This window comes from Aliivibrio salmonicida LFI1238 (assembly GCF_000196495.1).
Lineage (GTDB): Bacteria > Pseudomonadota > Gammaproteobacteria > Enterobacterales > Vibrionaceae > Aliivibrio > Aliivibrio salmonicida.
This window is the reverse complement of the sequence record NC_011313.1, coordinates 931,215-956,367: the sequence shown is the minus strand read 5'-3', so window position 1 is coordinate 956,367 and position 25,153 is coordinate 931,215. Positions and strand designations below refer to the sequence as shown.

Annotated in this window: 30 protein-coding genes; 20 read left to right on the top strand and 10 right to left on the bottom strand. The window is 37.1% G+C overall.

What is annotated here, in order from left to right:
* Positions 1–26: 26 nt before the first annotated feature.
* The 3 genes from VSAL_RS20570 to VSAL_RS20560 are packed head-to-tail and all read left to right on the top strand — an operon-like array spanning position 27 to position 1,550.
* Positions 27–560, top strand: a complete 534-nt coding sequence (locus VSAL_RS20570) for a DUF2878 domain-containing protein (protein WP_012552145.1) — start codon at positions 27–29, stop codon at positions 558–560.
* Positions 544–1,050 carry a chalcone isomerase family protein gene (locus VSAL_RS20565; protein WP_017021437.1) on the top strand — a complete coding sequence of 169 codons (507 nt, stop codon included), beginning with the start codon at positions 544–546 and terminating at the stop codon, positions 1,048–1,050. The genes VSAL_RS20570 and VSAL_RS20565 overlap by 17 nt, the downstream gene beginning before the upstream one ends.
* Positions 1,047–1,550, top strand: coding sequence for a DUF3833 domain-containing protein (locus VSAL_RS20560; RefSeq protein ID WP_012552143.1), 504 nt, complete (start codon positions 1,047–1,049; stop codon positions 1,548–1,550). The genes VSAL_RS20565 and VSAL_RS20560 overlap by 4 nt, the downstream gene beginning before the upstream one ends.
* A gap of 49 nt (positions 1,551–1,599) precedes the next feature.
* Here VSAL_RS20560 and VSAL_RS20555 read toward each other — a convergent pair whose 3' ends face one another.
* Positions 1,600–2,538, bottom strand: coding sequence for a ChaN family lipoprotein (locus VSAL_RS20555; RefSeq protein WP_012552142.1), 939 nt, complete (start codon positions 2,536–2,538; stop codon positions 1,600–1,602).
* Between the two features lie 179 nt (positions 2,539–2,717).
* Between VSAL_RS20555 and VSAL_RS23690 the strand changes: the two genes are divergently transcribed.
* The gene (locus VSAL_RS23690) at positions 2,718–2,855 is read left to right on the top strand and encodes a hypothetical protein (RefSeq protein WP_017021440.1); all 138 of its coding nucleotides are present in this window, start codon (positions 2,718–2,720) and stop codon (positions 2,853–2,855) included.
* A 20-nt stretch (positions 2,856–2,875) separates the two neighbouring features.
* Here the strand turns inward: VSAL_RS23690 and VSAL_RS20550 are convergent, their stop codons facing one another.
* The 3 genes from VSAL_RS20550 to VSAL_RS20540 are packed head-to-tail and all read right to left on the bottom strand — an operon-like array spanning position 2,876 to position 7,169.
* On the bottom strand, positions 2,876–4,744 hold the full coding sequence (locus VSAL_RS20550; RefSeq protein ID WP_012552141.1) for an alkaline phosphatase D family protein: 1,869 nt from the start codon (positions 4,742–4,744) through the stop codon (positions 2,876–2,878).
* A gap of 51 nt (positions 4,745–4,795) precedes the next feature.
* The gene (gene phrB / locus VSAL_RS20545) at positions 4,796–6,235 is read right to left on the bottom strand and encodes a deoxyribodipyrimidine photo-lyase (protein WP_012552140.1); all 1,440 of its coding nucleotides are present in this window, start codon (positions 6,233–6,235) and stop codon (positions 4,796–4,798) included.
* Positions 6,225–7,169 carry a YbgA family protein gene (locus VSAL_RS20540; RefSeq protein WP_012552139.1) on the bottom strand — a complete coding sequence of 315 codons (945 nt, stop codon included), beginning with the start codon at positions 7,167–7,169 and terminating at the stop codon, positions 6,225–6,227. The genes phrB and VSAL_RS20540 overlap by 11 nt, the downstream gene beginning before the upstream one ends.
* Positions 7,170–7,317: 148 nt before the next feature.
* On the opposite strand from VSAL_RS20540, the gene tyrR reads away from it, so the two are divergent.
* From tyrR to VSAL_RS20525, 3 genes are all read left to right on the top strand, one after another.
* The gene (gene tyrR / locus VSAL_RS20535; RefSeq protein ID WP_012552138.1) at positions 7,318–8,865 is read left to right on the top strand and encodes a transcriptional regulator TyrR; all 1,548 of its coding nucleotides are present in this window, start codon (positions 7,318–7,320) and stop codon (positions 8,863–8,865) included.
* Between the two features lie 11 nt (positions 8,866–8,876).
* Positions 8,877–9,434, top strand: a complete 558-nt coding sequence (gene rimJ / locus VSAL_RS20530) for a ribosomal protein S5-alanine N-acetyltransferase (RefSeq protein WP_026025403.1) — start codon at positions 8,877–8,879, stop codon at positions 9,432–9,434.
* A 131-nt stretch (positions 9,435–9,565) separates the two neighbouring features.
* Positions 9,566–9,772: a hypothetical protein gene (locus VSAL_RS20525; RefSeq protein ID WP_012552136.1), complete on the top strand. Its 207-nt coding sequence runs from the start codon at positions 9,566–9,568 to the stop codon at positions 9,770–9,772.
* 71 nt (positions 9,773–9,843) lie between these two features.
* Here VSAL_RS20525 and bioA read toward each other — a convergent pair whose 3' ends face one another.
* Positions 9,844–11,112, bottom strand: a complete 1,269-nt coding sequence (bioA, locus tag VSAL_RS20520; protein WP_173362153.1) for an adenosylmethionine--8-amino-7-oxononanoate transaminase — start codon at positions 11,110–11,112, stop codon at positions 9,844–9,846.
* A 118-nt stretch (positions 11,113–11,230) separates the two neighbouring features.
* Here bioA and bioB point away from each other — a divergent pair, with 118 nt between their 5' ends.
* Genes bioB through bioD form a run of 4 tightly spaced genes read left to right on the top strand, consistent with a single transcriptional unit; the run spans position 11,231 to position 14,929 of the window.
* Positions 11,231–12,283 carry a biotin synthase BioB gene (bioB, locus tag VSAL_RS20515; protein ID WP_012552134.1) on the top strand — a complete coding sequence of 351 codons (1,053 nt, stop codon included), beginning with the start codon at positions 11,231–11,233 and terminating at the stop codon, positions 12,281–12,283.
* Complete coding sequence (gene bioF / locus VSAL_RS20510; protein ID WP_012552133.1) at positions 12,267–13,418, top strand: 8-amino-7-oxononanoate synthase; 1,152 nt, start codon at positions 12,267–12,269, stop codon at positions 13,416–13,418. Before bioB ends, bioF begins: the two co-directional genes overlap by 17 nt.
* A gap of 7 nt (positions 13,419–13,425) precedes the next feature.
* Positions 13,426–14,253 carry a malonyl-ACP O-methyltransferase BioC gene (gene bioC / locus VSAL_RS20505; protein ID WP_012552132.1) on the top strand — a complete coding sequence of 276 codons (828 nt, stop codon included), beginning with the start codon at positions 13,426–13,428 and terminating at the stop codon, positions 14,251–14,253.
* Entirely contained in the window at positions 14,246–14,929 is a 684-nt protein-coding gene (gene bioD, locus VSAL_RS20500; RefSeq protein ID WP_012552131.1) for a dethiobiotin synthase, read from the top strand. Before bioC ends, bioD begins: the two co-directional genes overlap by 8 nt.
* Before the next feature lie 71 nt (positions 14,930–15,000).
* On the opposite strand, the gene VSAL_RS20495 is transcribed toward bioD, so the two are convergent.
* Entirely contained in the window at positions 15,001–15,237 is a 237-nt protein-coding gene (locus VSAL_RS20495) for a hypothetical protein (RefSeq protein ID WP_012552130.1), read from the bottom strand.
* 159 nt (positions 15,238–15,396) lie between these two features.
* Positions 15,397–16,275: a LysR family transcriptional regulator gene (locus VSAL_RS20490; RefSeq protein ID WP_012552129.1), complete on the bottom strand. Its 879-nt coding sequence runs from the start codon at positions 16,273–16,275 to the stop codon at positions 15,397–15,399.
* Between the two features lie 101 nt (positions 16,276–16,376).
* Here VSAL_RS20490 and VSAL_RS20485 point away from each other — a divergent pair, with 101 nt between their 5' ends.
* Together VSAL_RS20485 and VSAL_RS20480 are read left to right on the top strand one after the other, a co-directional pair.
* Positions 16,377–17,444, top strand: coding sequence for an HlyD family secretion protein (locus tag VSAL_RS20485; protein WP_012552128.1), 1,068 nt, complete (start codon positions 16,377–16,379; stop codon positions 17,442–17,444).
* Between the two features lie 12 nt (positions 17,445–17,456).
* A complete protein-coding gene (locus VSAL_RS20480) occupies positions 17,457–18,476 on the top strand; it encodes a DUF2955 domain-containing protein (RefSeq protein ID WP_012552127.1) in 1,020 nt (339 codons plus the stop codon).
* A gap of 67 nt (positions 18,477–18,543) precedes the next feature.
* On the opposite strand, the gene VSAL_RS20475 is transcribed toward VSAL_RS20480, so the two are convergent.
* Entirely contained in the window at positions 18,544–19,017 is a 474-nt protein-coding gene (locus tag VSAL_RS20475; RefSeq protein ID WP_012552126.1) for a hypothetical protein, read from the bottom strand.
* On the bottom strand, positions 19,010–19,654 hold the full coding sequence (locus tag VSAL_RS20470) for a winged helix-turn-helix domain-containing protein (protein WP_012552125.1): 645 nt from the start codon (positions 19,652–19,654) through the stop codon (positions 19,010–19,012). The genes VSAL_RS20475 and VSAL_RS20470 overlap by 8 nt, the downstream gene beginning before the upstream one ends.
* A 404-nt stretch (positions 19,655–20,058) precedes the next feature.
* On the opposite strand from VSAL_RS20470, the gene VSAL_RS20465 reads away from it, so the two are divergent.
* From VSAL_RS20465 to VSAL_RS20450, 4 genes are all read left to right on the top strand, one after another.
* Positions 20,059–20,373, top strand: coding sequence for a hypothetical protein (locus VSAL_RS20465; protein WP_044583601.1), 315 nt, complete (start codon positions 20,059–20,061; stop codon positions 20,371–20,373).
* A gap of 17 nt (positions 20,374–20,390) precedes the next feature.
* Complete coding sequence (locus VSAL_RS20460) at positions 20,391–20,783, top strand: EAL domain-containing protein (RefSeq protein WP_158306895.1); 393 nt, start codon at positions 20,391–20,393, stop codon at positions 20,781–20,783.
* A 153-nt stretch (positions 20,784–20,936) separates the two neighbouring features.
* Positions 20,937–21,941: a glycosyl transferase family protein gene (locus VSAL_RS20455; protein ID WP_012552122.1), complete on the top strand. Its 1,005-nt coding sequence runs from the start codon at positions 20,937–20,939 to the stop codon at positions 21,939–21,941.
* Positions 21,942–22,087: 146 nt separating this feature from the next.
* Positions 22,088–22,357, top strand: coding sequence for a DksA/TraR family C4-type zinc finger protein (locus VSAL_RS20450; RefSeq protein ID WP_012552121.1), 270 nt, complete (start codon positions 22,088–22,090; stop codon positions 22,355–22,357).
* Between the two features lie 67 nt (positions 22,358–22,424).
* Here the strand turns inward: VSAL_RS20450 and VSAL_RS20445 are convergent, their stop codons facing one another.
* Positions 22,425–22,925, bottom strand: coding sequence for a GNAT family N-acetyltransferase (locus tag VSAL_RS20445; protein ID WP_044583600.1), 501 nt, complete (start codon positions 22,923–22,925; stop codon positions 22,425–22,427).
* A 305-nt stretch (positions 22,926–23,230) separates the two neighbouring features.
* On the opposite strand from VSAL_RS20445, the gene VSAL_RS20440 reads away from it, so the two are divergent.
* The 3 genes from VSAL_RS20440 to VSAL_RS20430 all read left to right on the top strand — a co-directional run bounded on the left by VSAL_RS20440 (position 23,231) and on the right by VSAL_RS20430 (position 25,128).
* Positions 23,231–24,409, top strand: a complete 1,179-nt coding sequence (locus VSAL_RS20440; protein ID WP_012552119.1) for an MFS transporter — start codon at positions 23,231–23,233, stop codon at positions 24,407–24,409.
* Positions 24,410–24,415: 6 nt separating this feature from the next.
* Positions 24,416–24,694: a GNAT family N-acetyltransferase gene (locus tag VSAL_RS20435; protein WP_012552118.1), complete on the top strand. Its 279-nt coding sequence runs from the start codon at positions 24,416–24,418 to the stop codon at positions 24,692–24,694.
* An 89-nt stretch (positions 24,695–24,783) separates the two neighbouring features.
* On the top strand, positions 24,784–25,128 hold the full coding sequence (locus VSAL_RS20430; protein WP_012552117.1) for a HopJ type III effector protein: 345 nt from the start codon (positions 24,784–24,786) through the stop codon (positions 25,126–25,128).
* Positions 25,129–25,153: the final 25 nt, after the last annotated feature.

The window sequence follows — 25,153 nt, the reverse complement described above, 5'->3', positions numbered from 1 at the left end:
GCTAGTCGATAAGTTAGGAGGCTCCCATGCTACGTTACTTCCCTCTAATCAATGGAGTATGGTTTCAGCTTGCGTGGTTTGCTGCGATTATTTATAAGCAGCAAGCCATTCCTTTTTTACTGGTTTCTATCATTCTTCATTTGCTTGTTTCGCCAAAAAGAAAAGTAGATACGCTGTTACTTATCTCCGTCGCCACTTTTGGTGTTATGAGTGATGTTTTACTGTCGTATTTTAATATATTCCTGTTCACTAATGACGTGCTTATTCCTTTTTGGCTTATTCTGCTATGGTGCCACTTTTCTTTTGCTATCAATCATAGCCTAGGTTGGTTATCTCGTATTCCTATGGTGTTCGTGGTGTTACTCGGTGCCATTGTTGGGCCTCTTAACTATCTTGCAGGCTATCGCTTAGGAGCGGTTGATTTTTATTATTCATATGAAATTACTTTATTTTCAGTAGGAGTGATCTGGGCCGTGAATCTGTGCGTATTTACTATTATCCAGAAACAACTTTCACAGCGTTTTGATAATAAAGGAATAGCCGATGTTCAAGTTAATTAAGGTATTGATGATTGCGGGACTGCTAATGACAAACAGTGTATTAGCATCACCATTAAGCGGCTTATCTAGCAGTGGTAAATCTGAGTTGTCGTGGTTTTTAATATCAGTGTATGAAGCGCAATTGTTTACCTCGTCGGGTAAATTTCAATATGGTGATTATCCTCAAGCGTTAGAAATTGAATACTACCGACACATATCAAAAGAAAATTTAATCAAAGCAACCAAAGATCAATGGGAAGATCAATCTATTAACCACCCTAAGATTGACGCGTGGCTTGTTGAATTAGAAACGGTATTTCCGGATGTTAAACCCCAAGATAAATTAGTATTTACTATCGATAAAAATGGATCAAATCAGTTTTATTTGAACGATAAACCCTTAGGTAATATCGCGAACCAAGACTTTTCACAATTATTTTTAGACATATGGGTTTCAGAGAAAACGACCTACCCAGATTTACGTCTTGAGTTGATAGGAGATAGAAAATGAAACGATTGAGTTTGTTTTTATTCGGCTGTTCGTCTCAAGACATCAGTGATTATGAAGAGGCTTCTCCTACTTTTTCAATGAAAACCTTTTTTGAAGGTGATTTAAAAGCAGAAGGTATAGTAAAAGACTTTAGCGGTACAGTGATAAGAACGTTTGTCGTTGATCTTCAAGCTCAATGGAATGGAGACACATTAACGCTAGACGAGCAGTTTCTATTTAATGACGGCGAAGAACAAGACCGAACGTGGGTTATTAAGGACCTAGGTAATAATTCATACACAGGAACTGCCGGTGATATTCTTGATACCGCCTATGGTAAAAGTGCAGGAAATGCCCTGAACTGGCAATACTCTATGATATTAAAGGTCGACGATTCACACTATGAAGTTGAGTTTGATGATTGGATTTATCAAATATCAGACAGTGTTGTGATCAATGAAACTGCTATTTATAAGTGGGGAATACAAGTCGGCGAAGTGGTCTTGGTGATTAGAAAATAAGTCGTTCATACAAAGCCACCCCTTATTGAGGTGGCTTGAAAGAGGGCAATTATTTACAAACTAATTCAGAATTTCTTCCTTTTAACTTTTTATAAGCAGCCATCATATTGTCTTTTTTAACAAAACGTTGTGGCGGCTCTAGCACAGACAGCTGATAATCCGTATTTTCATTAGCTATTGATGAAGTTGGAGTAATTACGACGACGTTTAAATTTGGATTTAAGCGTTTTATTTGTTCTGCAGTACCAAGTCCATTTTCAATATGAAATTTCCCCGCGATATGCATTACTTGAGCCCCCGAGTGTCGCTTCAGATACGTGACAATGCTTTCTGCCATTGTTGCATCCCACGTTATTTGTGACGCAAACTGTTTTTGAGTTTGGTCTTTATCACCATGATGCATTGATGCGAAAAATTTTGATTTATAAGGCGAATCTGATGTATCTACGTTATTTGCTACCCATGTTCTTTCTGTGTCATCAAGTTTATCAAGATAAGTAATACCTTGTTGTCCAATACATTTAACTATTGGTTTTGGGGCATTAGACGCAATAATGTCATGATCAGTGGCTTTTGCGAGTTCAACTAATGGGCGATAATCACTTTCATAATTAGGCCATGCATCGGCCTCTGACATTAACGTTTGTTCACCAATTTCTCCTGCTATATACGCATCAATTACAGGTTGTTTATTGCGGCTAAATTGCTCCATAGAAAGGGCTAGTTTAGGGTTTTTGCTTGATAATTGTTTAAATAGGTCTGTTTGAAAGCGATGAACTGCAGCATGGGTATGCCATTCTCCAATTAAAATAACGTCAGCGTTGGTTATTTCACTTGGTAATTGAGATAAAGAGAGCCCTTCTCCGTTTGGAGATAATAATTGGTAATCATAGAAACTAGTAACCGAAGACGTGTTGGATTGAATGCTTTGGCTACACCCGGATAAAAGAAGCAAAGAAAGCGCAAAAATGAACGTGATAGATTTCATAGGAACAACTTAGTAAAGAACAGAAAAGTAGAATAGGGTAATTAACGACTATTTTCAATCTTAATAGTAATCATTATCAACTGTAGTGTGAGATCGCTTAAAGAAATGACATGGGTGTAACACCAATGTCATTCACGTTATTGTATAATAGGTTTCAACGTACTTAAGTAAGGATATTTATGAGTGCTCAATACTTTGATGAAAAAAGTAGTTATGAAGAAATCGAGCTAGAATGGCTTGATGCAATGGAAATTGGTTTGTATTTTGATGATTCAATGCATTCTGAGAGTGATACTGAAACCACTCTCAACAATTAATTCTCACAGAGTAATTAACTCTAATCACTTGATTTAGGCAAAAAGGAAATAGATTCCCCTTCCGCGGTTAAAATCGAAATCTGTACCGGCTTGCCTTTGTCATCCAGCCTTAATTCCCCTATAGAACTCTTGTTGATCAATTTATCGTTATTGGTTACTGACGGATCTCGTTTTATTACGACTAAATTTTTACGTTTCGTAAACCAATTTAATGGTGAATGTGGGCTATAAAGCACTCTATCCATAAAGTCACAGAAACGAAGCAACGTATTGGGAAATTCATTTTTAAACCCGCTACAGGTGATTTGATAGATATCAGGACTCGATTTACTGTGACGTAACTTGATGTCATAAGCAAAAGAGTAATGCACATCACCAGATAGAATAACAAAATTTTGAGGCGTTTTAGGATGAGTCAAAATACTTAATAAGGTATTTGCGGATCCTGGGTGAGCCATCCAGTTTTCTGCATCAATAACTAAAGGTTGACCTAGAATGGTCATTGTTTTTTGTAAGGCTTCGATAAACTTCACACCAAAAATTGGTGCAGCAGAGACAATAATGATGGCCTCTTGCCCAATAAGTTCGTGCTGAAAATCTAACATCGCTTCCCAATCCATGAGGCCAGAGGGTTTATTGGCGTTTGATTCTGAGCGCCAACGGCGGGTTCTTGTGTCCAATACTACGATTTTTGGAGTCGTAAGAATAGAGTAATGCCATTCCTCAAATCGAGTAAGTTGATGAATAATTTGCGTATGTTTTTTATGATCATAATGACTAAAGAGCTCACGAAAGCGATCAAGAAAATCCTCGTCGAATTGCTCTGGATTATTCCCCCATCCCTGACAAAGAAAGTACCCCATTAATCCATTACCAATGACCTGAGCGGCAAGAGGGTGACCATTAACGGCGTTTTCCCAGCCAATCGTTAAGTTCCAATCGTCAGTGATATCGTGATCATCAAAGATCATATAGGTGGGAATATGAGCAAACAATTGCTGAACGTCTTTAAGGCCTAAAACAAATTGTTCAATAATTTGTTTTTCTTTTTTCCAACACTGCTGCCATTTTTTATCGAGATTTGGCAGGGATTCAGGTAAAGAGACACAATCCCATAATGTCGGAGACCACACCAATAGGTACATGACAAAAAACTCAGAAAAGGTCATTAGATGGTTTTCGTGTTCGGTAGAGCTAAAAATTGGGCGAGATTTATATAAATTCCATCGAGAAAGGAAATTAGTATTATCGATATAATGAGGCAATATTTTATCGCGATAATAGAGATTATGCTCATGTGAATATAATGAAGATCCCGTTGGTATTGTTGAGTCCGGCAGTATTTCTTCAAATAAACCTAATTGAGGAATAATTTGTTGAATAGCGATTAACATTGGCCCTGCAACATCATCCGCATAGATTTGATCTCCACTCATCATCAATAAAGCGGCTCTTTCTTCTATTGCTTGTGTTTTTAGTTGTTGGTTTGCAATAACTAAACTGTCTTTACTTGGGTAATGAGGGTTACGGCAAGACCCATGCAGTACATAATCGGCTTTGTCTTTGATGATGAAAGAAAATGTTGTTTCGTTTGGATATAAGGCATGAGGCAACAAACTCGATAATGAGCCATGTTGAGTCGTTATGTCGTAATAAAGCGCTTGGTTTACAGGAAAACTTTCTTTGCATTGCAGTAGGTAAACCCAAGCATTCTGGCCAATGTTAATGCCTTGTTCGTCTGTGATGATGAACTGGTGTGAGTGCAACCCGCATTGAATTGTTGTATGTCCTTCAAGACGCTCAGAGGTTGTGAGCCATAGGTTCACTTCTGTTGGGCTTGATTTTCTAACAATAGGGCCAGCAAGAATTAAGGGTAAGATAATAGGCATCAATTAATACAACGTTGAATAATGGATGTCTATTATCATACGTGAGCGGCCTTAACTTGCAACATCCTGTATTTTAGCTTGTTTGTATAGTTCCAGTGTTTTAAGTCGTTGTACTGAATGATCAACAATGGGATCAACATAATTATCTGGTTTCAACAGTGGTTTCACACTGGGTTGATGTAGCTGCTTTCCTAAGAGAGCGGCTAAGTTAGGTAACCAGTATTTAATGAAAACGCCATTATTATCAAAGCGTTCACTTTGTGTTGTGGGATTAAAAATACGAAAATAAGGTGAGCTGTCACAACCTACCGAAGCACACCATTGCCAACCTCCATTATTTGATGCAAAGTCACCATCAATGAGTGTAGACATAAAATATTGTTCTCCCCAGCGCCAATCAATGTGTAAATCTTTTACTAAAAAACTCGCTGTGATCATACGTAATCGATTATGCATCCAACCTGTGGTATTCAGTTGTTTCATCGCGGCATCGACAATAGGGTAGCCAGTTTCACCATTACACCATTGTTCAAACTGATCTTGTTTATTATTCCACTGAATGTGTTTTTCAAAATCAAGGAACGCGTGGTTCTTCGATAAGCTAGGAAAAAAATAGAGTAAGTGGGTGTAAAATTCTCGCCAAATTAACTCATCAAGCCAAATTTCTTGACCTTGTGAGAGTTGATTATTGGCTTCTAAGTGCAAACGTAAAATACATTGTTTTGCTGAAAGTGCACCAATAGCAAGATAAGGCGATATTTGACTCGTACCATCGATGGCTGGGTAATCACGCTGATCATGATAATCTTGCGATTTCTCTCGGCAAAATAGACGCATTTTTTTAAGTATTGCAGTATTCGAAACTGGCCACACTTTGCTTTCATTATTCATCGATGAGGTAAATTTTCTATCTAAATAAGATGTTAATGTACTTAACTGTTGTTCAGACAGTGGAACTGAAGGAATGACTTTTTCTATGGTTGGGAAGTGCTGATAAAAATACGCTCTCCATGCTTTTTTAAAGGGGGTGAATACTTTATAAGGTTTCTGGGTTTTATTTATTATTTTACCAACCGTGACGGCGCACTTTGCATTATAGAAGTGGCTCTCAATATTCGTTAACTGTGATCTTACATCGGCATCTCGGGCTAATTCATCGGCTTCGTATTCTTTATTCGCAAACAGATGAGTAATATTGAGATCGTTGCAGAGCATTGTAAGTTGCTCTGAGGTATTTTTGAACCACGGGCAAGACACAATAATTAATGGGACGTTTATTTCTTGCAGCTCTTTTTCTAACTCAAGTAAACGTCTTTTAATTAAATCAATTTGAATAGAAGATTTATGGTGTTTTTTCCATTGCGCTTCACTAACGACATAAAGAGCAATGGTTGGTTCTTGATTGGCAAGGGCTGCCGATAACGCAGGGTTATCAGCAATTCTTAAATCAGTTCTAAACCAAACACATTGTGTCGTTGGTTTATAATCCATAGCGTAATCTCAATTCTTGAGGGTATGGATTCAGGAATGATTGTTTGGCTAAATATTCGTTAGTATGTATTCCTAAATGGTGTTTAATTAAGGTTATCGGAGACAATAGAGGCAGTAATCCTTGATTGTATTCTTGAATCACAAGCGCTAATTCTTTTTTCTGTGGTGATTCTAGTTCTTTTTTGAAATACCCTTGTAGGTGCATTAATACATTTGTATTGTTTTTGCGTGACGCACGAATCGACATGGTTTGCATTAATTGAGTACGATAAATAGCAAAGAACTCGTGAATGTCATAATCCGCGACTTTAGCGACTAATTTACCGAGTTCTCTATAACCTACGGTTGAATGAGACATTAAGGTGTATTTATAGCGGGAATGAAACGCAATGATTTTCCCTGGTGTTGGGTTGCCATCCATCGATTTATATAAATCATTTAAGCAGAACACACGAGTAATGAAGTTCTCTTTTAATACAGGATCAGAGAGTCGTCCATCTTCTTCTACGGGTAACCAAGGCATCTCTTTCATTAATATTTGAGTATAAAGACCTACGCCATTTTTAGTCGCACTATTTTTACTATAAACTTTGACACGCTCCATGCCACAGCTTGGAGAATTAGCGCAGACAATGTAACCACACATTTCGGTTTCTTTTAATCGATTAACGGTTTTCTGTGAGAATTGGATCATTGAATCGGTGTAGTCAAGTGATGCATTCTTTGAATCAACTAGGGCGATACGCTCTTCGTTAGTAACAAGACGTATGGTTGGCCTAGGAACTGACATTCCACTGCCGACTTCAGGGCAGATTGGAACATAAGTGAAATAAGGGGCAAGCACTTTAGAGGCAAACTTATTACTTTTGTGCCCGCCATCAAAACGAACACTTTCACCATTGACGCATGAACTTATACCAACTTGAATATCCATGATTTACACTCCATTGCTTATTTTTATTATATGTAGTTAATTAAACGAATTAACTCTCCATTTGGATCACTTCAGCTTGACTCTTTTTTTTTACTCACGCAAACTGCCTGTAAACATATTGTGACACCTCTCTTATTAAGGATTGTTTGTGCGTCTTGAAGTACAGTGTAAAGATCGATTAGGTCTAACCCGTGAGTTACTTGATATTCTTGCTTCTCAGAGTATTGATTTACGAGATATCGAGATTGATAAATCGGGCTTAATTTACCTTAACTTTCCTGAAGTTGACTTTGAAGAGTTTAGTCTATTAATGGCAAAAATTCGACGAATCGATGGGGTTATTGATGTAAGAAAAATTCAATTCTTACCGAGTGAACGTCGTAATACCGAATTGCTTGCGGTATTGAGTACATTACCAGACCCTGTTTTTTCGATTAATTTAAAAGGTAAAATTGACACGGTAAATCACGCGGTAATGTCATTGTTTAAATTAGAAAGAGAGGCGTTAATAGCTCAACCAGCGACGGTTCTTGTTCCTGATTTTAATGTCATGCTTTGGTTAGAAGAGTCGCGTATTCGTCAACGTGAATCAATGAAAGTTGATGGTGTTGCTTATGTGATGGAAATTATGCCGGTATACATTACGAATGACAGTAATGCATCGATACTGGTAAGCGCGGTGGTAATCATTAAGCCCGCAGTAGAATCACAGCACGCAAGACCTTTTATCCCTGAATCGTCTAATTTGGGTTTTGAGCATTTTGTCGGCTCATCGACTAAATACAAAAAATTGATTTCTCAAGCGAAAAAACTGTCCGATATTGATCAATCTTTGCTTATTCAAGGAGAGACGGGAACGGGCAAAGAAATGCTAGCACGTGCTTGTCATAATGCTTCTATTCGTTCGGGTAAGGCATTCATGGTAGTTAACTGTGCAGCCATGCCTGATGACGTTGCGGAGACTGAATTATTTGGTTATGCCCCTGGTGCGTTTCCAAATATGCCAGAAGGAAAGAAAGGGATTATTGAACAAGCCGATGGCGGAACCGTTTTCTTTGATGAAATCAGTGAAATGAGCCCTCTATTACAGATTAAGTTATTACGTTTCATCCAAGATGGTAATTTTCGTCGTGTTGGAGAAGAGAAAGAAATTCACGTTGATGTAGGTATTATTGGCGCGAGTAAGAAAGAACTTCTAGACTTAGTAGAACAAGGCATATTCCGAGAAGACCTTTATTATCGATTGAACGTGTTGTTTTTAGAGATCCCGCCATTGCGTGAGCGCCCATCAGATGTTGCTACGTTATTTGAATTTTTTGTTGCTCAATTATGCAAAGAGTTAGGTATCGTTAAACCGTCGATATCGGAAGATGTTTATGAGTATTTACGCAGTTATTCGTGGCCTGGAAACGTGAGACAGCTGAAAAGTGCAACCTTAAAAGCCCTAACTCAGATGGACCGAAATCAGTTGAATATTTCTCATTTCATGTTGCCTAATATGGATAAAAATAGTACGAATATGATGAATCTCAATATAGATGGTACGTTGGATGAAATCATGAAAACCTATGAATCTACTATTTTATCAAGTTTGTATAGTGATTTTCCATCGAGCAGAAAACTCGCTAAACGTCTGGGTGTTTCTCATACTGCAATTGCGAATAAATTACGTGATTATGGTATCGGTAAGAAGTAGGGATGAACAATATGGATGTACATTTTGATTTTGACCATTATCAAGTTCGTTTGATTAAAAGCAGTGATGCCGTAATGATTGCTAATTATTTTATGCGTAATCGTCATCACCTAGAGCCGTGGGAGCCAAAGCGTGCGAACGCTTTTTTTACTGCAGAGGGCTGGAAGCAACGTCTGCTGCAACTTGTTGAACTGCATAAACATAATTTGGCGTTCTATTTTGTGATCTTTGATAATCAAGAAAAGAGAATCATTGGTACAGTGAGCTACAGCAATATTACTCGATTTCCATTCTATGCAACGAATGTAGGCTATTCGCTAGATGAAAATGAACAAGGCAATGGAATCATGCAACGCGCCGTAGAAAAAACCATTCATTGGATGTTTACGGTTCAGAATCTTCATCGAATCATGGCCGCTTATATTCCCCGTAACAATAAAAGCGGTAATGTATTATCTAAACTTGGCTTTGTAAAAGAAGGTGAAGCGAAAGCTTATTTATACATCAATGGTGGGTGGGAAGATCATATTCTTACCTCAAAAACAAATGAACACTGGAAGCCTGATTAGATTGTGCATTGTTGATTTCTTAGAATGAATAATTGATATAGGAATAATGAACGAAAGATAAACAGAGCGCTAAGTGTTTGTTATACTCAGTTTGTTATTGAATAAAATTAATAAATAGAAAGGATTTTTAAATGTTAAAGTTCATTAAGTTTTTACAATTGTTGATTCTGGGTGTGGTAGGTGCGTTTGTTATCCAATCAACCGTATTACATGGTATTGGTATTTTTTCTGAGCGTTATGTGATCATGAGTTTACTACTTATGGCTCTACTTCAATTGGCTATCTTCATTATCTATAAGCTTGTAGAAGATGATTTCACCAATGAACCGAAAAAATAGCGCGAATTACGGCTAAAAATAAAAACCGATGACCTAATATGGCATCGGTTTTTTGTGTCTGTCGTTGGAAATCAGAATAATTCGGTTAATGCGCTATCAATGGCGTTAACTAATTTTGTGATGTGCTCAGGCTCTGAAATAAACGGAGGCATCATATAAATAAGTTTACCAAATGGTCGGATCCAAACCCCTTGGTCAACAAAGTGCGCTTGTATTTTTTCCATTTCGACTGGTGTTGTTAATTCGACAACCCCAATTGCCCCTAACCAGCGAACATCAGCAACGACATCGTGTTTTTTTAGTGTAGGCAATAGCTCTGAAAAACAGGTTTCAATTTGTTTAGTTTGAGTTTGCCAGCGGTTTTGTTTAATTATCTCTAGACTTGCATTAGCAACGGCACAGGCTAACGGATTCCCCATAAATGTAGGGCCATGCATAAAGCAACCTGCGTCTCCTCCACATACGGTATCTGCCACAACTTTACTGGTTAAGGTCGCAGAGAGTGTCATATACCCCCCCGTTAAGGCTTTACCAATACACATAATATCAGGTTCAATATCCGCGTGTTCACAAGCAAATAACTTACCTGTTCGACCAAATCCCGTCGCAATTTCATCCAAAATCAGTAGTAATCCATAATAGTCACATAAGCGACGCACTTCTTTTAGATATTGAGGGTGGTATAAACGCATTCCACCAGCACCTTGGACGATAGGTTCAAGGATCATCGCTGCAATGTCGTTATGATGTTCTGCTAACATCGTTTCTAAAGAAATAATGTCATTAGGGTTCCATTCTTCGCCAAACTTACTTGTCGGTGAATCCACAAATAGGTGCTCAGGAAGAAAGCCCTTATACAAACCATGCATAGAGTTATCAGGGTCAGTAACTGACATTGCTGCAAATGTATCACCATGGTAACCGTGACGGACGGTTATGAATTTAGATCGAGGTTGTCCTTTTGCATGCCAATATTGCAGTGCCATCTTTAAGCTGACTTCCACCGCAACAGAACCTGAATCGGCTAAGAAAACCTGCTCTAATCGAGAGGGGCTTAACTCGACTAATTTTTTACATAAATCAACCGCGGGTTGGTGGGTAATACCGCCAAACATAACATGTGCCATTTTATCGGTTTGATCTTTCAATGCTTGATTAAGATGTGGGTGGGAGTAGCCATGAATAGCTGACCACCAAGAAGACATGCCATCGACCAATTCTCGCCCATCTTCTAAATAGAGGTTAACCCCGTACGCGTGAGTGACAGGGTAACAAGAAAGAGGGTTCAAGGTAGAAGTATACGGATGCCAAATGTGCTGACGGTCAAAATCCAAATCGATACTATTGCTCATTAATTCACCAGTTGTAAACTTTGTACTTTCATTTAGGTTGACAGTGTATCGTTTAACCGTAGACTAGCCAAGTATAAAAACAACACAAAATTAAAGGAATTTACACGTGGAAGTGAGACATAACTGGACAGTAGTAGAAGTTAAGGCCTTAATGGATAAGCCTTTTATGGATTTAGTCTTTGAAGCTCAACTTGTTCATAGACAATATCAAGAAGCAAATTACGTGCAAGTGAGTACGTTGTTATCAATCAAAACAGGCGCATGCCCTGAAGATTGTAAATACTGCCCTCAAAGTGCTCATTACCGCACTGATGTCGATCGTGAACGTCTAATGGAAGTAGAAAGTGTGCTTGATGCGGCGAAAAAAGCGAAGGATTCGGGTTCAACGCGTTTTTGCATGGGAGCGGCTTGGAAGAATCCAAAAGAACGTGATATGCCTTATCTATTGGATATGATTAAAGGCGTGAAAGACATTGGCCTAGAGACATGCATGACTTTGGGGATGATCACATCAGATCAAGCTGGCGAATTATCAGGCGCAGGATTGGATTACTACAACCATAATTTAGATACCTCTCCAGAATTTTACGGCAATATTATTACGACACGTACTTATCAAGATCGTTTAGATACGTTATCACATGTTCGTGATGCCGGAATGAAGATTTGTTCTGGTGGCATTATTGGCATGGGGGAAAGTGTTAATGACCGTGCCGGACTGTTTGTTGAATTAGCGAATCTTCCGCAACACCCTGAATCAGTACCTGTGAATATGCTTGTAAAAGTAAAAGGTACGCCATTAGAAGATGCAGAAGACGTAGACCCATTTGATTTTATTCGTTTGATTGCTGTTGCTCGGATCATGATGCCAGAATCAGCGGTTCGCCTATCTGCTGGTCGTGAAAGCATGAATGAACAGATGCAAGCTTTGTGCTTTATGGCAGGGACCAACTCGGTTTTTTATGGTTGTAAATTATTGACGACGCCAAACCCTGATGAAGACAGTGACATGCAGTTATTTAAAAAACTGGGTGTGAACAGCCATCAAGTGGCTCAAAAGCCAGATGAAGTTCAAGAACATGAATTATTAGATCGCGTTGCTGAGCGTGTGGCTTCTCGCCCTGATAAAAACGATTTATTTTATGAAGCAAGCGTTTAGTGAACGTATTAGCTCTGCACTTACTTTGCGCAAGCAAGCAGGGCTAACTCGTGCCAGAACGGTTATTGAACAAGGTAATCAATCCAGATTAAGTGTCGATGGTAAATCGTACCTTAATTTTTCAGGGAATGATTATCTTGGCTTAGCCGGCAGTCAAGAATTAACACAAGCATGGCAACAGGGCCTCTCTTTATATGGCAGTGGCAGCGGTGCTTCACCTTTAGTTACTGGCTATTCAAAACCTCACGCTGATCTTGAATCACAGTTGGCTGAATGGTTAGGTTTTGATTGTGCTGTGTTATTTAATTCGGGCTTTAGTGCCAACCAAGCGGTTCTGTTTTCATTATTAGAAAAAGGCGATCAAGTCGTTCAAGATAAATTGAATCATGCCTCGTTGATGGAAGCAGGAATTTTATCACCTGCGAGCATGAAGCGTTTTAAACATAATGATGTAGCACACTTAGATAAATTACTGAAGGCATCAATTTGTAATCCTTCTTTGGTGGTAACGGAAGGCGTTTTCAGTATGGACGGTGATCTTTCCCCTTTATCTGAGTTATCAAGAGTAACGAAAGAAAATAACGCTTGGTTCATGGTGGATGATGCTCATGGGTGCGGGGTGCTAGGAAGTCATGGCCGTGGATGTTGCGATCTTTATCAAATTACGCCTGATATTCTCGTTGTTACTTTTGGTAAAGCGTTTGGTCTGTCTGGTGCTGCGGTATTGTGCAACGTTGAGTGTGGCGATTATTTATCTCAGTTTGCTCGTCATCATGTGTATTCAACCGCGATGCCACCAGCACAAGCACATGCGTTATCACATGCGTTATCGATGATCCAACAACAAGAATGGCGTCGTAAAAAACTAGACGAGTTAAGTCAACAATTTGAATCAGAGTTAAGATTATGTGTTGGTGTTATTACAACGCAAACACCAATCAAGCCGATCATTATTGGTGACAGCGAAACCGCGATAGCCTTATCTGATTCATTAAAAGAAAAGGGAATGTGGACTACCGCGATTCGTCCCCCCACAGTCCCGTTGGGTACTGCTCGTTTACGAGTGACGTTAAGTGCAAACCATTCAGAGAAAGACATTAAATTGCTTACTCAAGCGATAACAGAATTAAGGTGATGGAATTATGGTTAATCAAGCTGTCGCCATAGACGCCGAATATTGGATTAAAAATCACAGTAAAAATAAAGAAGCGATTGCTGCTGCATTTAGTAAAGCGGCTCATACTTACGATCGCTCGGCAGAGTTTCAACGTCAAGTCGCGGATCATCTTATGTCGTATTTACCAATAAAATTAGATGGGGTGCGTGTTCTTGATATCGGTTGTGGTACTGGATATTGCAGTGAACAACTGCTGAATCGTGGGGCAACCGTTGTTGCATTTGATTTGGCTCATGCAATGCTGGTCAAAGCGAAAGAACGTTGCGGTGATTATAACATTTCTTATGTTCAAGGTGATGCGGAAGATCTTCCTTTTGATGTGAATGAATTTGATGTAGTGATTTCTAGTTTAGCGTTGCAATGGTGTCAGGATTTATCTGTTCCTTTAGCTGAAATGAAACGAGTTACCGAAAATAAAGGCAAGGTTATATTCTCAACTTTGCTAGATGGATCTCTGTTTGAGTTAAAAAAAGCATGGTCAAAGGTTGATATATATCAACATGTGAATGAATTCATTACCTTATCGGCTGTAAACCTTGCGTTAGCGCAATCTGAGAACCATTCCTATCAACTAGACTGCATTCCTGTTGAGATGATGTACTCTTCTGCGACAGCTTTAATGAAGGATTTAAAAGGCATTGGAGCAACGCATTTACCTAGTGGCCGACAGTCAGGTTTGCTGAGTAAGCAAAAGCTATTAGCAGTAGAAGAGGCATATCAAATGTTTAAAAATGAATTTAACCGCTTACCTGCAACGTATCAGGTGGGTTATGGAGTTATACGTAATGATTGATGCATTTTTTATTGCAGGTACAGATACAGATGTTGGTAAAACCGTTGCTTCAAAAGCAATTCTAGATGCGTTAAACATGAAAGGTTTACGTACCGCAGCTTACAAACCTATTGCGGCTGGTTCAGAAGATAAAGGTGATGGTGTTCAAAACTCTGATGCGATTCATTTACGCTCTGTCGCTAACGTAGAGTTAAGCTATGATGAAGTAAATCCCTACGCATTATTGTTGCCTACCTCTCCGCATATCGCGGCGGCTGCTGAGAATATTGTGATTGATTATTCTGTTTTATCTAAAGGGTTAGCATCACTTAAAGCCAAATCTGATATCGTATTAGTTGAAGGGGCGGGTGGTTGGCGTGTACCGGTATCTAAAAGCGATTGCTTATCTACATGGGTGCAGCAAGAAAAGCTCCCTGTTGTGTTAGTTGTAGGCATTAAATTAGGGTGTTTAAGCCATGCGATGCTAACAGAAGAAGCGATAAAGCATGATGGTTTAGACATTGTTGGTTGGGTAGCAAACCGAGTGAATCCGGGCACTGAGCATTACGCTGATATTATCGAGATGTTAGAAGATAAGATGCCGGCACCAAAACTGGGGGAAATCCCGTATATGCCAAGTATTAAGCGCAAGAGTATGGGTAAATACATCAATCTTGATTCTTTAATGGAGATTTAATAATTTTAAATTGATGCCTTATGATTTAAAATGCAATAAAGCCAATATTTGTTATGATATTGGCTTTATTTTTATCTGATTTCAGTCATATACTGCTTTCTTTTACTAAATTGTATATTAGTAATTATTTGATCTTTTCTCTCTTCACCAACTAATCGAATTGCTGCTCTCATTATGGCTCGATCTTTATAATTTAAATAATAGATATCACACATGATCGATCGAATCGCTTCATTAATTGTCATACCTTGTATTTGCAATTGTTTCAGTATCTTTCGATCTGAAAAAGTAAAGTCAATTAAGTTCATGATGATATCCTATGCTCTATATAAAGGAAAAGTGCTTCCTTAATGTTTATAGACCTAATGATATTCTTATTAACAAGTTGGAATATGGCACTTGTAAATTAAAATCAAACACAAATGCCATTGTTGAATCATGGTTAATTAATTGAAAATTAAGGTTATTTATGAGAATTTTTGTCTAAATAATTTTACCATCATTCTTGTCTTTTCAGGTAAATAACTTGGTGTTGGGTATACTAATGTAATCGTAAGGTCAGTGAATGATTGCCTAGGTAAAACTTCAATTAACTGTCCAGATTGAATATTATCCTCTATTAATATTGAGGGTAGTAAAGCAATCCCTTTTCCGGATAACGCCAATCTTTGCAATAAATTAAGATCATCACTAAATAAATGATACGTTAATCCTTGGGGTAAAAGACTCTTATTATAACGACTGGCTAACAGATGAAAATTATTCAACTGAGTTATATTGTCAGGCTTTCCATTATTCTGTAGATATTCTGGTGACGTAACCATACTGTAAGGAATTTGAATTAAACGTTGCTGAACGTAATCATCATGCAGTGGTTCAATATAGCTTGGTAAAATTTGTAGATCAATATTCTCTCGGCGAAGATCAAGTGATTGAACATGGTGCTCTATTTCAAGTTTCACTTCAGAGTAGTCATCAATGTATTGTTCAATGAGCTGTGAGAATACCTCTGTCATTCCAAGAGCGGGTGGAATAGCTACTCTTAACGTGCCTTTTGGGCTTAAATGTTGTTCTTTCATTAATCGACTAGCATCGACAAGTGTATTAATTGGGTTCGACGCTTGCTGATACAGCCATTCACCTTGTTGGGTGAGTTCTATTGCCCGCGTAGTTCGAATAAGCAGTTGATGGCCTAAGCATTTTTCCAATTCTTGTAAACGACGACTGACTTTTGAGCGTTGTAGTCCAGAGAAATTAGCTGCAGAGCTAATGCCTTTATGCCTAACAACAAGCACAAATAGATAAATATCATCAAAAGAAGGCAGTGATTTTATAGTGTCGCTCATATTATTGTCCTATTTATAGGTCGTATATGGCTTATTTTGCCATCTATTCGAAAACTTTTCATTCTCTATAATGCATATTCAGATCCTTACCGAGAAAATTCATGCAAGCTGCAGAACAAAAATTTAAACAATGGATGCGAATCCTAATCGTCTTATTTCTCATTGTAACCGCGTATCTGGTCATGTCAGACAGATTGACGCCATTAACTACGCAAAGCAAAGTACAAGGATTTGTTGTTCAGATTTCACCTGAAGTGTCTGGCCGCATTGTGGAAGTTAGCCATACAAATAATCAGTTAGTAAAGAAAGGGGAATTATTGTTTAAAATTGATGATGAAAAATATCAATTAGCGGTGAGAAAAGCAGAGATAGCATTGGCTCAAGCTCGAGAGCAAGAAGCGTCATTAGTCGCTGATATTGAAGCATCACGATCAAACGTAAGAACAACACAAGTTACTGCGGATAATGCTAATCGTGAATATCACCGAATTAAAAGACTTGCGAAATCTGGAGCGGTGTCAGTCTCTGGATTAGATTCGGTCTTAACTAAAAGAGATCAATCATCGGCAAACCTTATGGCTGCTAAGCAAAAAGTACATGCACTAGAAGTGAAACTAGGGAAAGGAGATGGTCAAAGTAGTGCGGTGTTATCGGCTAAAAATACATTAAAACAAGCGCAACTTGATTTAGAGAACACACAAGTAATTGCTCAAAATGAAGGTATTATCACTAATATGCAATTACACGTAGGTGTATTTGCTAATGCAAACCAACCATTACTGACGTTCATTCCTACTGATTCGCTGTGGATCTCAGCAGATTATCGTGAAAAAGCGACATCAAAGATGAATAAAGGAATGAAAGCTGAAGTTGCTTATGATGCAATGCCTGGTGAGGTTTTTCCATTAACCGTTGAAAGCCGAGATTATGGTGTCGCGTCGGCGCAGCAGAAGGCTAATGGACAGTTAAGCAGTGTTGAAGTCAGTAATCGTTGGGTACGTGACGCTCAACGAGTAAGAGTGAACTTGATTAGCTCTGAGTCCTTGTCACCGCGCTTATTTGTGGGTTCTAGAGCTACGGTTATTATTTATACGTCAGGCAACAATATCATTGATTATATTGGACACAGCTTGATCGTGATGATCAGCTATTTACATTATATTTATTAGTGTGAGGCTACGATGAAAGCATTACGAATATGGTTTGGTTGTGTTGCAGGTTTTGCAATGTGTACATTATTGGGGTGGTCAAATGGGATGTTTGGTACGTTATTGCCATTATTCGTGTTATCTAATTTGAATCGCTGGCATTCAGAGATGTTTATTCAATTAATGGTCAGTATTTTTTGGGTAAGTATTCAGGTTTCTTTAATCGTTGGTTTTCTGCAACCTTATCCAATGTTAATGACAGTAGCAGTAGGCCTATTACTTTTGTTTAAATGCCATGCCATGCACTATAAAGCGAGTTATTTATTTGGTTATACCGGGTTACTCATTGGCTCAATCCTATTGAATTTTGGTTCTTACGCTAACTTTGACTTAGAAAATTTCATTATTGGAGTTTGGGTTGCAGCTGTTATGGTTGTACCAATTAGTGCGTTTGCTTTTTATTTTTTCCCTGATCCAGTCGAAGAGAGTAAACCCATATTAAAAGTAGAAGGGCAGAGTAAAGATCCAAGAGAAATGTTAGAGCAAACGGCTCTTGGCTGGATGGTTGCAATGGTCGTTTTTTTTATTTTTGAAATAGGTAATTTGAATGATTCATTATCAGCGCAAGCGTCTATGTTAATCATGCTCTCTCCTATGACGTTAGTGGGGTCTTTTGCGATGGCTCGTATTCGTATTATAGGAACCGTTGCAGGATGTTTAGCCGCAATGGCGATTCAGTTACTCTTATATGATTTGTATGAAAATCCTATTTTATACATCTTAAGTTTTGCTATTGCTTCAGGGTATTTTTGTAAGTGGTTAGCCAGTGACAAACCAGTAATGAAAGGTATCGGTTTTTCTGCAATGGCTGCATTAACCATCCCAATTACAGGGGCAATACCGGGTCAAAAAGACGCCTTCTTTGCTATTTTGTATCGAGCTTCATCTATTGTTGTCGCTGTGATTGTAACCAGTTTATTGATTTGGATATGTTATCGATTAATACAACTGTTTCCAATCTTCTTTCGTGGTGTAGAAAGAAATAAGGCGTAATAATAAAGATAGAGATAGAGATAGAGATAGAGATAGAGATAGAGTTAGGGTGAAAGTAACCTTAACTTTATTTTGTTCGATTGTTATTTTTACTACTAAAGAGGCTCAATGTTCCATGAACTTCTGCGATAAAGACATGCTCTTCTGGAAATTGCGAAAAAATGGCAATATGATGTTCAGATAAATCATAGTATTCATAATTTAGAATTGAAATATGGTCTAATTGCGTATTATAAATGTCTAAATTATTTGGTACATTCCCAATTTTATTTAAGCGTTCTCTTTTTTTTATAATATAGATGACATTGTTTTTAAATGAGAATGACCATGCCGTTACATTCCAAATAGAGCCATTAATTTTATTCTTTTGTGTTTCTATCCAAGATGTTTCTCCTAGTTTACAAATACCATTGTAAGACGTTGTTTTTGTTTCTATCTTCATTCTATAATCACAACTTAATGATGTGCCATACAAGAAGATAATGACGATAGTTATTAAAAAGATAAAAATAAATAAATTTATTTTCTTATATTTAATCATTTCCAATACTCATTAATATATTTGAACCTTCGTCTAGGATGATCGTGTTTTCTGGTGTTTTTAATATGACTTGTCCATCATCGATGTCATCAAGAAGGTTCAATGTGCTGAAGTTATTCGTTCCAATAGAACAAAGTGTTTTGTTATTTAATTTTTGGCATGATAAATAATCATGTTGAATGCTAACAAATAATCCAATTATAATGAATAAAATCACCATTAGAATATTAAATGTGTAAATACATACGGATATGATTTTCTTAAATTTAGTATAAAATGATGAGTTTTTCGGAGATGGAGTTTTTTTTGATTGGACGCCTATTTTTTCTATAATTAATGATGTTGAAATAAAGTATCCTTTTCTTGGTATATTTCTGATACTAAAGTCATTTATTGAATGTATTTTTTTTCTGAGAGAGGCAATCACAACCGTTAAGCTTGAGGTGCTAACAGGGTTACCTTCCCAACCTATATCTTCAAGTTCGTTTTTGTTACAAACGATGTTTAGATTATCAAGCATTTTTTTTAGAATGTAAGCTTCAGCCCTAGATAGTTCAACATCGCCTTTTTCTGGGTGTTGAATTATGTAGTGTGGCATGTTGAATGTATACTTTTCTGCTTTATAAACTGCACTCAAATCAATGTACCTTTATTATAGTGTTAAGTATTTATATGCTCATGCCATCTCTATCATAAATTATGCTATTTTAAGTTTAGCATAATATTTGATAGGTAAATTATCATTGAGTTATAAAATAACCGTTAATTTTATTGGATATTCAATGAAAAGAATAGAACCTACTTATTTAGGTGTGAAAAATTTAGATTAATGTTTTTTATTGGTGCTTTTTCATTTTAAAATTTTGATTTCATGTGTTTTTTATTTGCTTTTTAATGTGTATTTATGGTTTGTTTTGATGTTTTTTTTATAAAAATCATCAATGTGTAGTAGTCAGAAGTAACTATTAGTAACTTTTAGTTTTATTTCCATGATGAATTCATAGATAGTTTAATTCTATGATTAAAACTAGGTTATCCGGTATGGCAGTAAGTAATGACTTTCTTTTAGGTGAAAAGATAAACGTATCTTTCGATGTATATGCTCAAGGTATACATTCGAGGAGTGGTCTCTATAATGAAAATGACAGCAATTCAGTGGATGGTATTGAGTTAGTTTTTAGACCTAAAAACATGAATACAGATTTATTCTATAATACTATTTCAGATGTTGAGCATATCTCAACGAGCAGGGGGAATTTTAATTGGATTTATGATAATGTCTCTTTTATAAAAGAAAAATATATGGATATAACATTCATATCGATTAACATAGAAGTCAGTTCAATTTATTTTTGAAAAATGAATTAATAGTTTTGAGTGATAAATTGAATGAATCTAATATTAAATTAATCGTTGAAATTACAAAAAGAGAGCGTTTTTTTTCTAAACCTACATTGAAAAGTATTTATGAGTTACATGATGAGGGCGTTATATTTGCTATCGATGATGTTTCTATGAATGAAATGTTAACCCCGGTATTTAACTTAAGTGTGTTTATGTTTATAAAAATAAAGATTCACGCTTATTGTTCCATTATAAATAAACATAGCTTTATAGATAAGATGATTAAAAATAATAAGAAATTAATTATCGAGCATGTTGAGTCGAATGAGCAATTTATGAAGTTGGCTCTCGATCCTATTCCATTTTTTCAAGGTTATTTTTTATGTTCACCTAAAATTATAGGAAGCATTATCAATAATTAAGATTTAATCATGTAAAGGTGACCAATTAATCATAGATAGTTACCTTCGTTACAATACAAATAGTAAGCCAAGAGTTTCTAATCTCTTGGCTTTTTTTGTCGATGTGATAACGTCAGTGCAGTTGAAATTTAAAGGATTATTACAAGGATAGCTATGAGCTCAATTATAGAATGCATTAAAACGGTAGGGCGTGGTGAACGCAGTCGTAAGCCGTTAACGTTTGATCAAGCGTATTTGGTGATGGAAGAGTATCTTGCTGGGGACGTATCAAGCGATAAAATGGCGATGTTAATGATGCTTATCCGAGTTCAAAATGAAACGGTTGACGAGATAAGTGGCTTTACTACTGCTATCCGTGAATTTGTTCGGAATGTTCAAACACCAGAATTAAAAGACTTACAGGTTGATATTGATTGGGCTTGTTTTGCAGGAAAACGCCAAGTTCAAGGTCCGTCTTGGCAGTTATATGCAGCCCAAATTTTAGCGAATCATGGATTTAGGGTTTTACTGCATGGTCATCTTCAACTGGGAAGTACGCGTGAGCACGTATCACAAGTTATTGATAAATTATCTATTCCAAAGTGTGACAGTATAGAGGCGACTCATCGTGCACTAGATGAAGGTAACATTGCTTATTTACCTTTATCTGTTTATGCACCACAAGTAGAAACGATGTTGTTATGGCAACATGAATATGGTCTTCGTACTCCTGCCAATACTTGTGCTCGTATGCTAAACCCTGCGTCTGCACCGATTTCATTACGTGGGAGCTTTCATCCTGGCTTACCACAACTGCATGGGGAAGCTGAATCTAGATTGCAACAAGCAACCGATGACTGCTCTGAATTGGCATTATGTTTTAAAGGCATGGGCGGTGAATCAGAATATAACCCTAAGGTTAGCCAATCTTTGTGGTGTGCAACTAAAGGTGTATGTGGAGAGTTGTACTGGGAAGAAGCATTAATTGACGGTTTACCTGTCCCTCTGCACTGTTTGTTAGGAACAAAACCAGAGCAATTGCAGTTAATGGCAAATACCGTTATTTTTAATGTTGCTAATGTATTATGGGCAAATAAACGTACAGAAGATTACCCAAGAGAAGAGGCCATTATTACAGCTACTCAATATTGGGCAGACTACGTTAAAACACTGTCTTAGATTGTTTCTCTAAGTAATAAACCGCGGGTGAGTATCCTGTGGTTTATTATTACATTTCTGCAATAGTAATTCTCATTTTTCTCTATTATCAATCAATGGTTAATAATCGATAATGTCATTCTAGTCGTTCATTATTGGAGATCATTATGGCGAATGGATTTACAAGAGATGGTGGTGTACAAGAACAAATAGATGCTACCGTTACTGATGCAATTAATCGTGTGAGAGCACATTTAAATCATGAGCATAACGATACTGAATATTGCCTTGAATGTGGAGAATTGATCCCCCAAGCTCGGCGTAATATATTTCCTGGCGTAGATTGTTGTGTAACTTGTCAGGAAAAAGAAGATGCAAAAGAAAAAGTATTTAGTGCCTATAATCGAAGAGCCAGTAAAGACAGTCAGCTACGATAGTGATGATAGAAAAGGATGAAAATTGATGTTTCATCCTTTTATTGGTTTTAAGTCTGAAAGACAGAAATTACATCATTTTTCGATTAATGCGAGCTAAAAAATAGGTATTTACGTATCTTCCATTTCGAAATGCAGAATCAATCGCTTCACCTTCAATAACAAAGCCATGTTTTTTATATAAAGCTAATGCAGCCTTATTATCAACAAAAGCATCGATTTCAATACGACGCACGTTAAGCCAGTTATCTGCAAGATCTAATACGGTTTCTAATAATTTATTACCAATACCACGTCCGCTGTATTCATCATGTACCCCCATTCCAAAGTGGGCAACATGTTGAGTTCTAGGGCGAGTAACTTGTTCAAAACCGATATTCCCTACGACTTTACCATCAATAATGGCTACGTAACTGTAGACGTTATCAGGTACGCTTGAAAGACGTTTTTCCCATAATTTAGGTGATGGTTGTGGCAGTTGGAGTGTTTGAGCTTGTGCTTGAGGTTGACTATAGAGTTCACATAACCCACTTATATCTTTTAATTCTGTTGGGCGAATTACAATTTCCATTACACACATCCTTTGCCTAGTAAACATACACTTAACTTAACGATAACGCCGCTTTATAGCAAGAAGATATCCCATCAGTTTTTAATCATTGTGGTTTATCAGAATAATCGACCATTGGGCAGGTTCATTTATACATGGGTCTAATATTAATTATGTTGTGTATAAAAATAAAAAATAGATTTAAGAGATGTGGGTCGTTGACAAAAGTAAAAGTAAATTAAGTAAAGATGATCGCGATATAAACAGAGATCAAAACAATCTGTGCTACTGTAATATGTATCTAAATATGAATAAGAGTCACTATCATGTCGAGCACTACTCAATGGAGAAATCCAAAAACGTTTCTTATCTTAATCTCTATCGTGGTACCCATTGCTTTTTCTGCATGGAGTGCTTTGCTAAATAACTTTGTTATTGAAAAAGCCGCTTTTACTGGTGCAGATATCGGTTTATTACAAAGTGTTCGAGAAATTCCTGGTTTCCTTGCTTTTACTGCTGTGTTCGTCCTTCTTTTTCTTCGTGAGCAAAAGTTCATGATTCTCTCTTTGGTGATGTTAGCGGTAGGAGTTGCAATTACGGGCTTTTTCCCAAGTGTATATGGGCTCCTGTGTACGACATTATTAATGTCTACTGGATTTCATTATTTTGAAACACTAAAACAGTCATTGTCATTACAGTGGTTTACTAAAGAAGAAGCGCCTGAAATGCTAGGAACGCTTATATCTATAGGGGCTTTGGCTTCTTTATGTACCTATGGTGTCTTGTGGGTGCTATTGGAAGTGGTGCAATTAGAGTTTAAATGGATTTACTTTATCGCAGGTTCAGTGGCTTTAGCTATTATCCTTTTTATGTGGTTAGCTTTCCCTGAATTTAAAAGTGAAACGCCTCAAACGAAGAAACTGGTGTTACGTAAACGTTATTGGTTATATTACGCATTAACCTTTATGAGTGGTGCACGCCGTCAGATCTTTACGGTATTTGCAGGCTTTTTAATGGTTGAAAAATTCGGATATTCGGCCGCTGATATTACGTTACTATTTTTAGCTAATTATGCTTTCAATTGGCTATTTGCGAAAAAAATTGGTCGTTGGATCGGAGTAATTGGTGAACGAAAAGCGCTCATGTTTGAATATACTGGCTTAGTACTCATTTTTATTGGCTATGCTCTTGTACAAACGTCAGAGATGGCGGCAGCTTTATACATTATTGACCATTTATTTTTTGCTCTTGCCTTAGCAATTAAGACCTATTTCCAAAAAATTGCAGATCCAGCTGATATGGCTTCAACAGCGGGGGTTGCTTTTACTATCAATCACATTGCTGCGGTTATTATTCCGGTTAGCTTCGGTTTGTTGTGGCTAGTTTCTCCTGCTGCAGTATTCTATGTTGGTGCGGGTATGGCATTACTTTCCTTTATATTGTCTTTGAATATTCCTCAAGCACCGACAGAAGGGAATGAAACCCGTATTTTGAAATGGAATTAAGAAAACATGAATGTTATTACTCATGATGTAGAAAACAAATGCTATCAGGTTGTTCTGGAAGGAAAATCGGTAGCGAATATTTTTTATGAGAAAAAAGGAAAGGTTCTTGATGTCATTAGCACTCGTATTCCTGATGAACTTCAAGGTAGAGGCTATGGGAAAGTAATGATGGAAGCCTTTCTAAATGAGATGAAAGAGTCAGATTTAACCATTGTTCCTGTGTGTTCTTATGTTGTTCATTACATGAATAAAAATGAGCAATGGCATTTTTTACTTGCTAAATAAAAATAGGAGGTCCTAAATGGAGTGTCAGGCATTTAGAACCGCCTAAAATTTAACTGTAATTTAAATAGATGCAAGTAAGGATTATCATAATGGCATTGAATACGTTTCTTAATAAGTTAAAAACAGAGCCTAAATTAATAGAATTTTCAGAAACAATGGCTGTGATTGAGAACCATTATGAGTTTACAGCAACTGAGTTTGCAAACGGTGAGACCGTTAATGAAGCCGGACAAAATAATGGGTCATGCAAGATTTTTGCGTTTGCTAAATTACATGAACTAACAGTAGAGCAAACACTCGCTTGCTTTGGCCGCTATTACCGTAAAGATGTATTATTGCATCCAATGGAGAATGACCATCAAAATATCCGTAGTTTTATGGTATCGGGATGGTCTGGTGTCCACTTTAGCTCTCAAGCTCTGCAATTAAAATAACAATGAAATAAGCATAGAGAGTAAT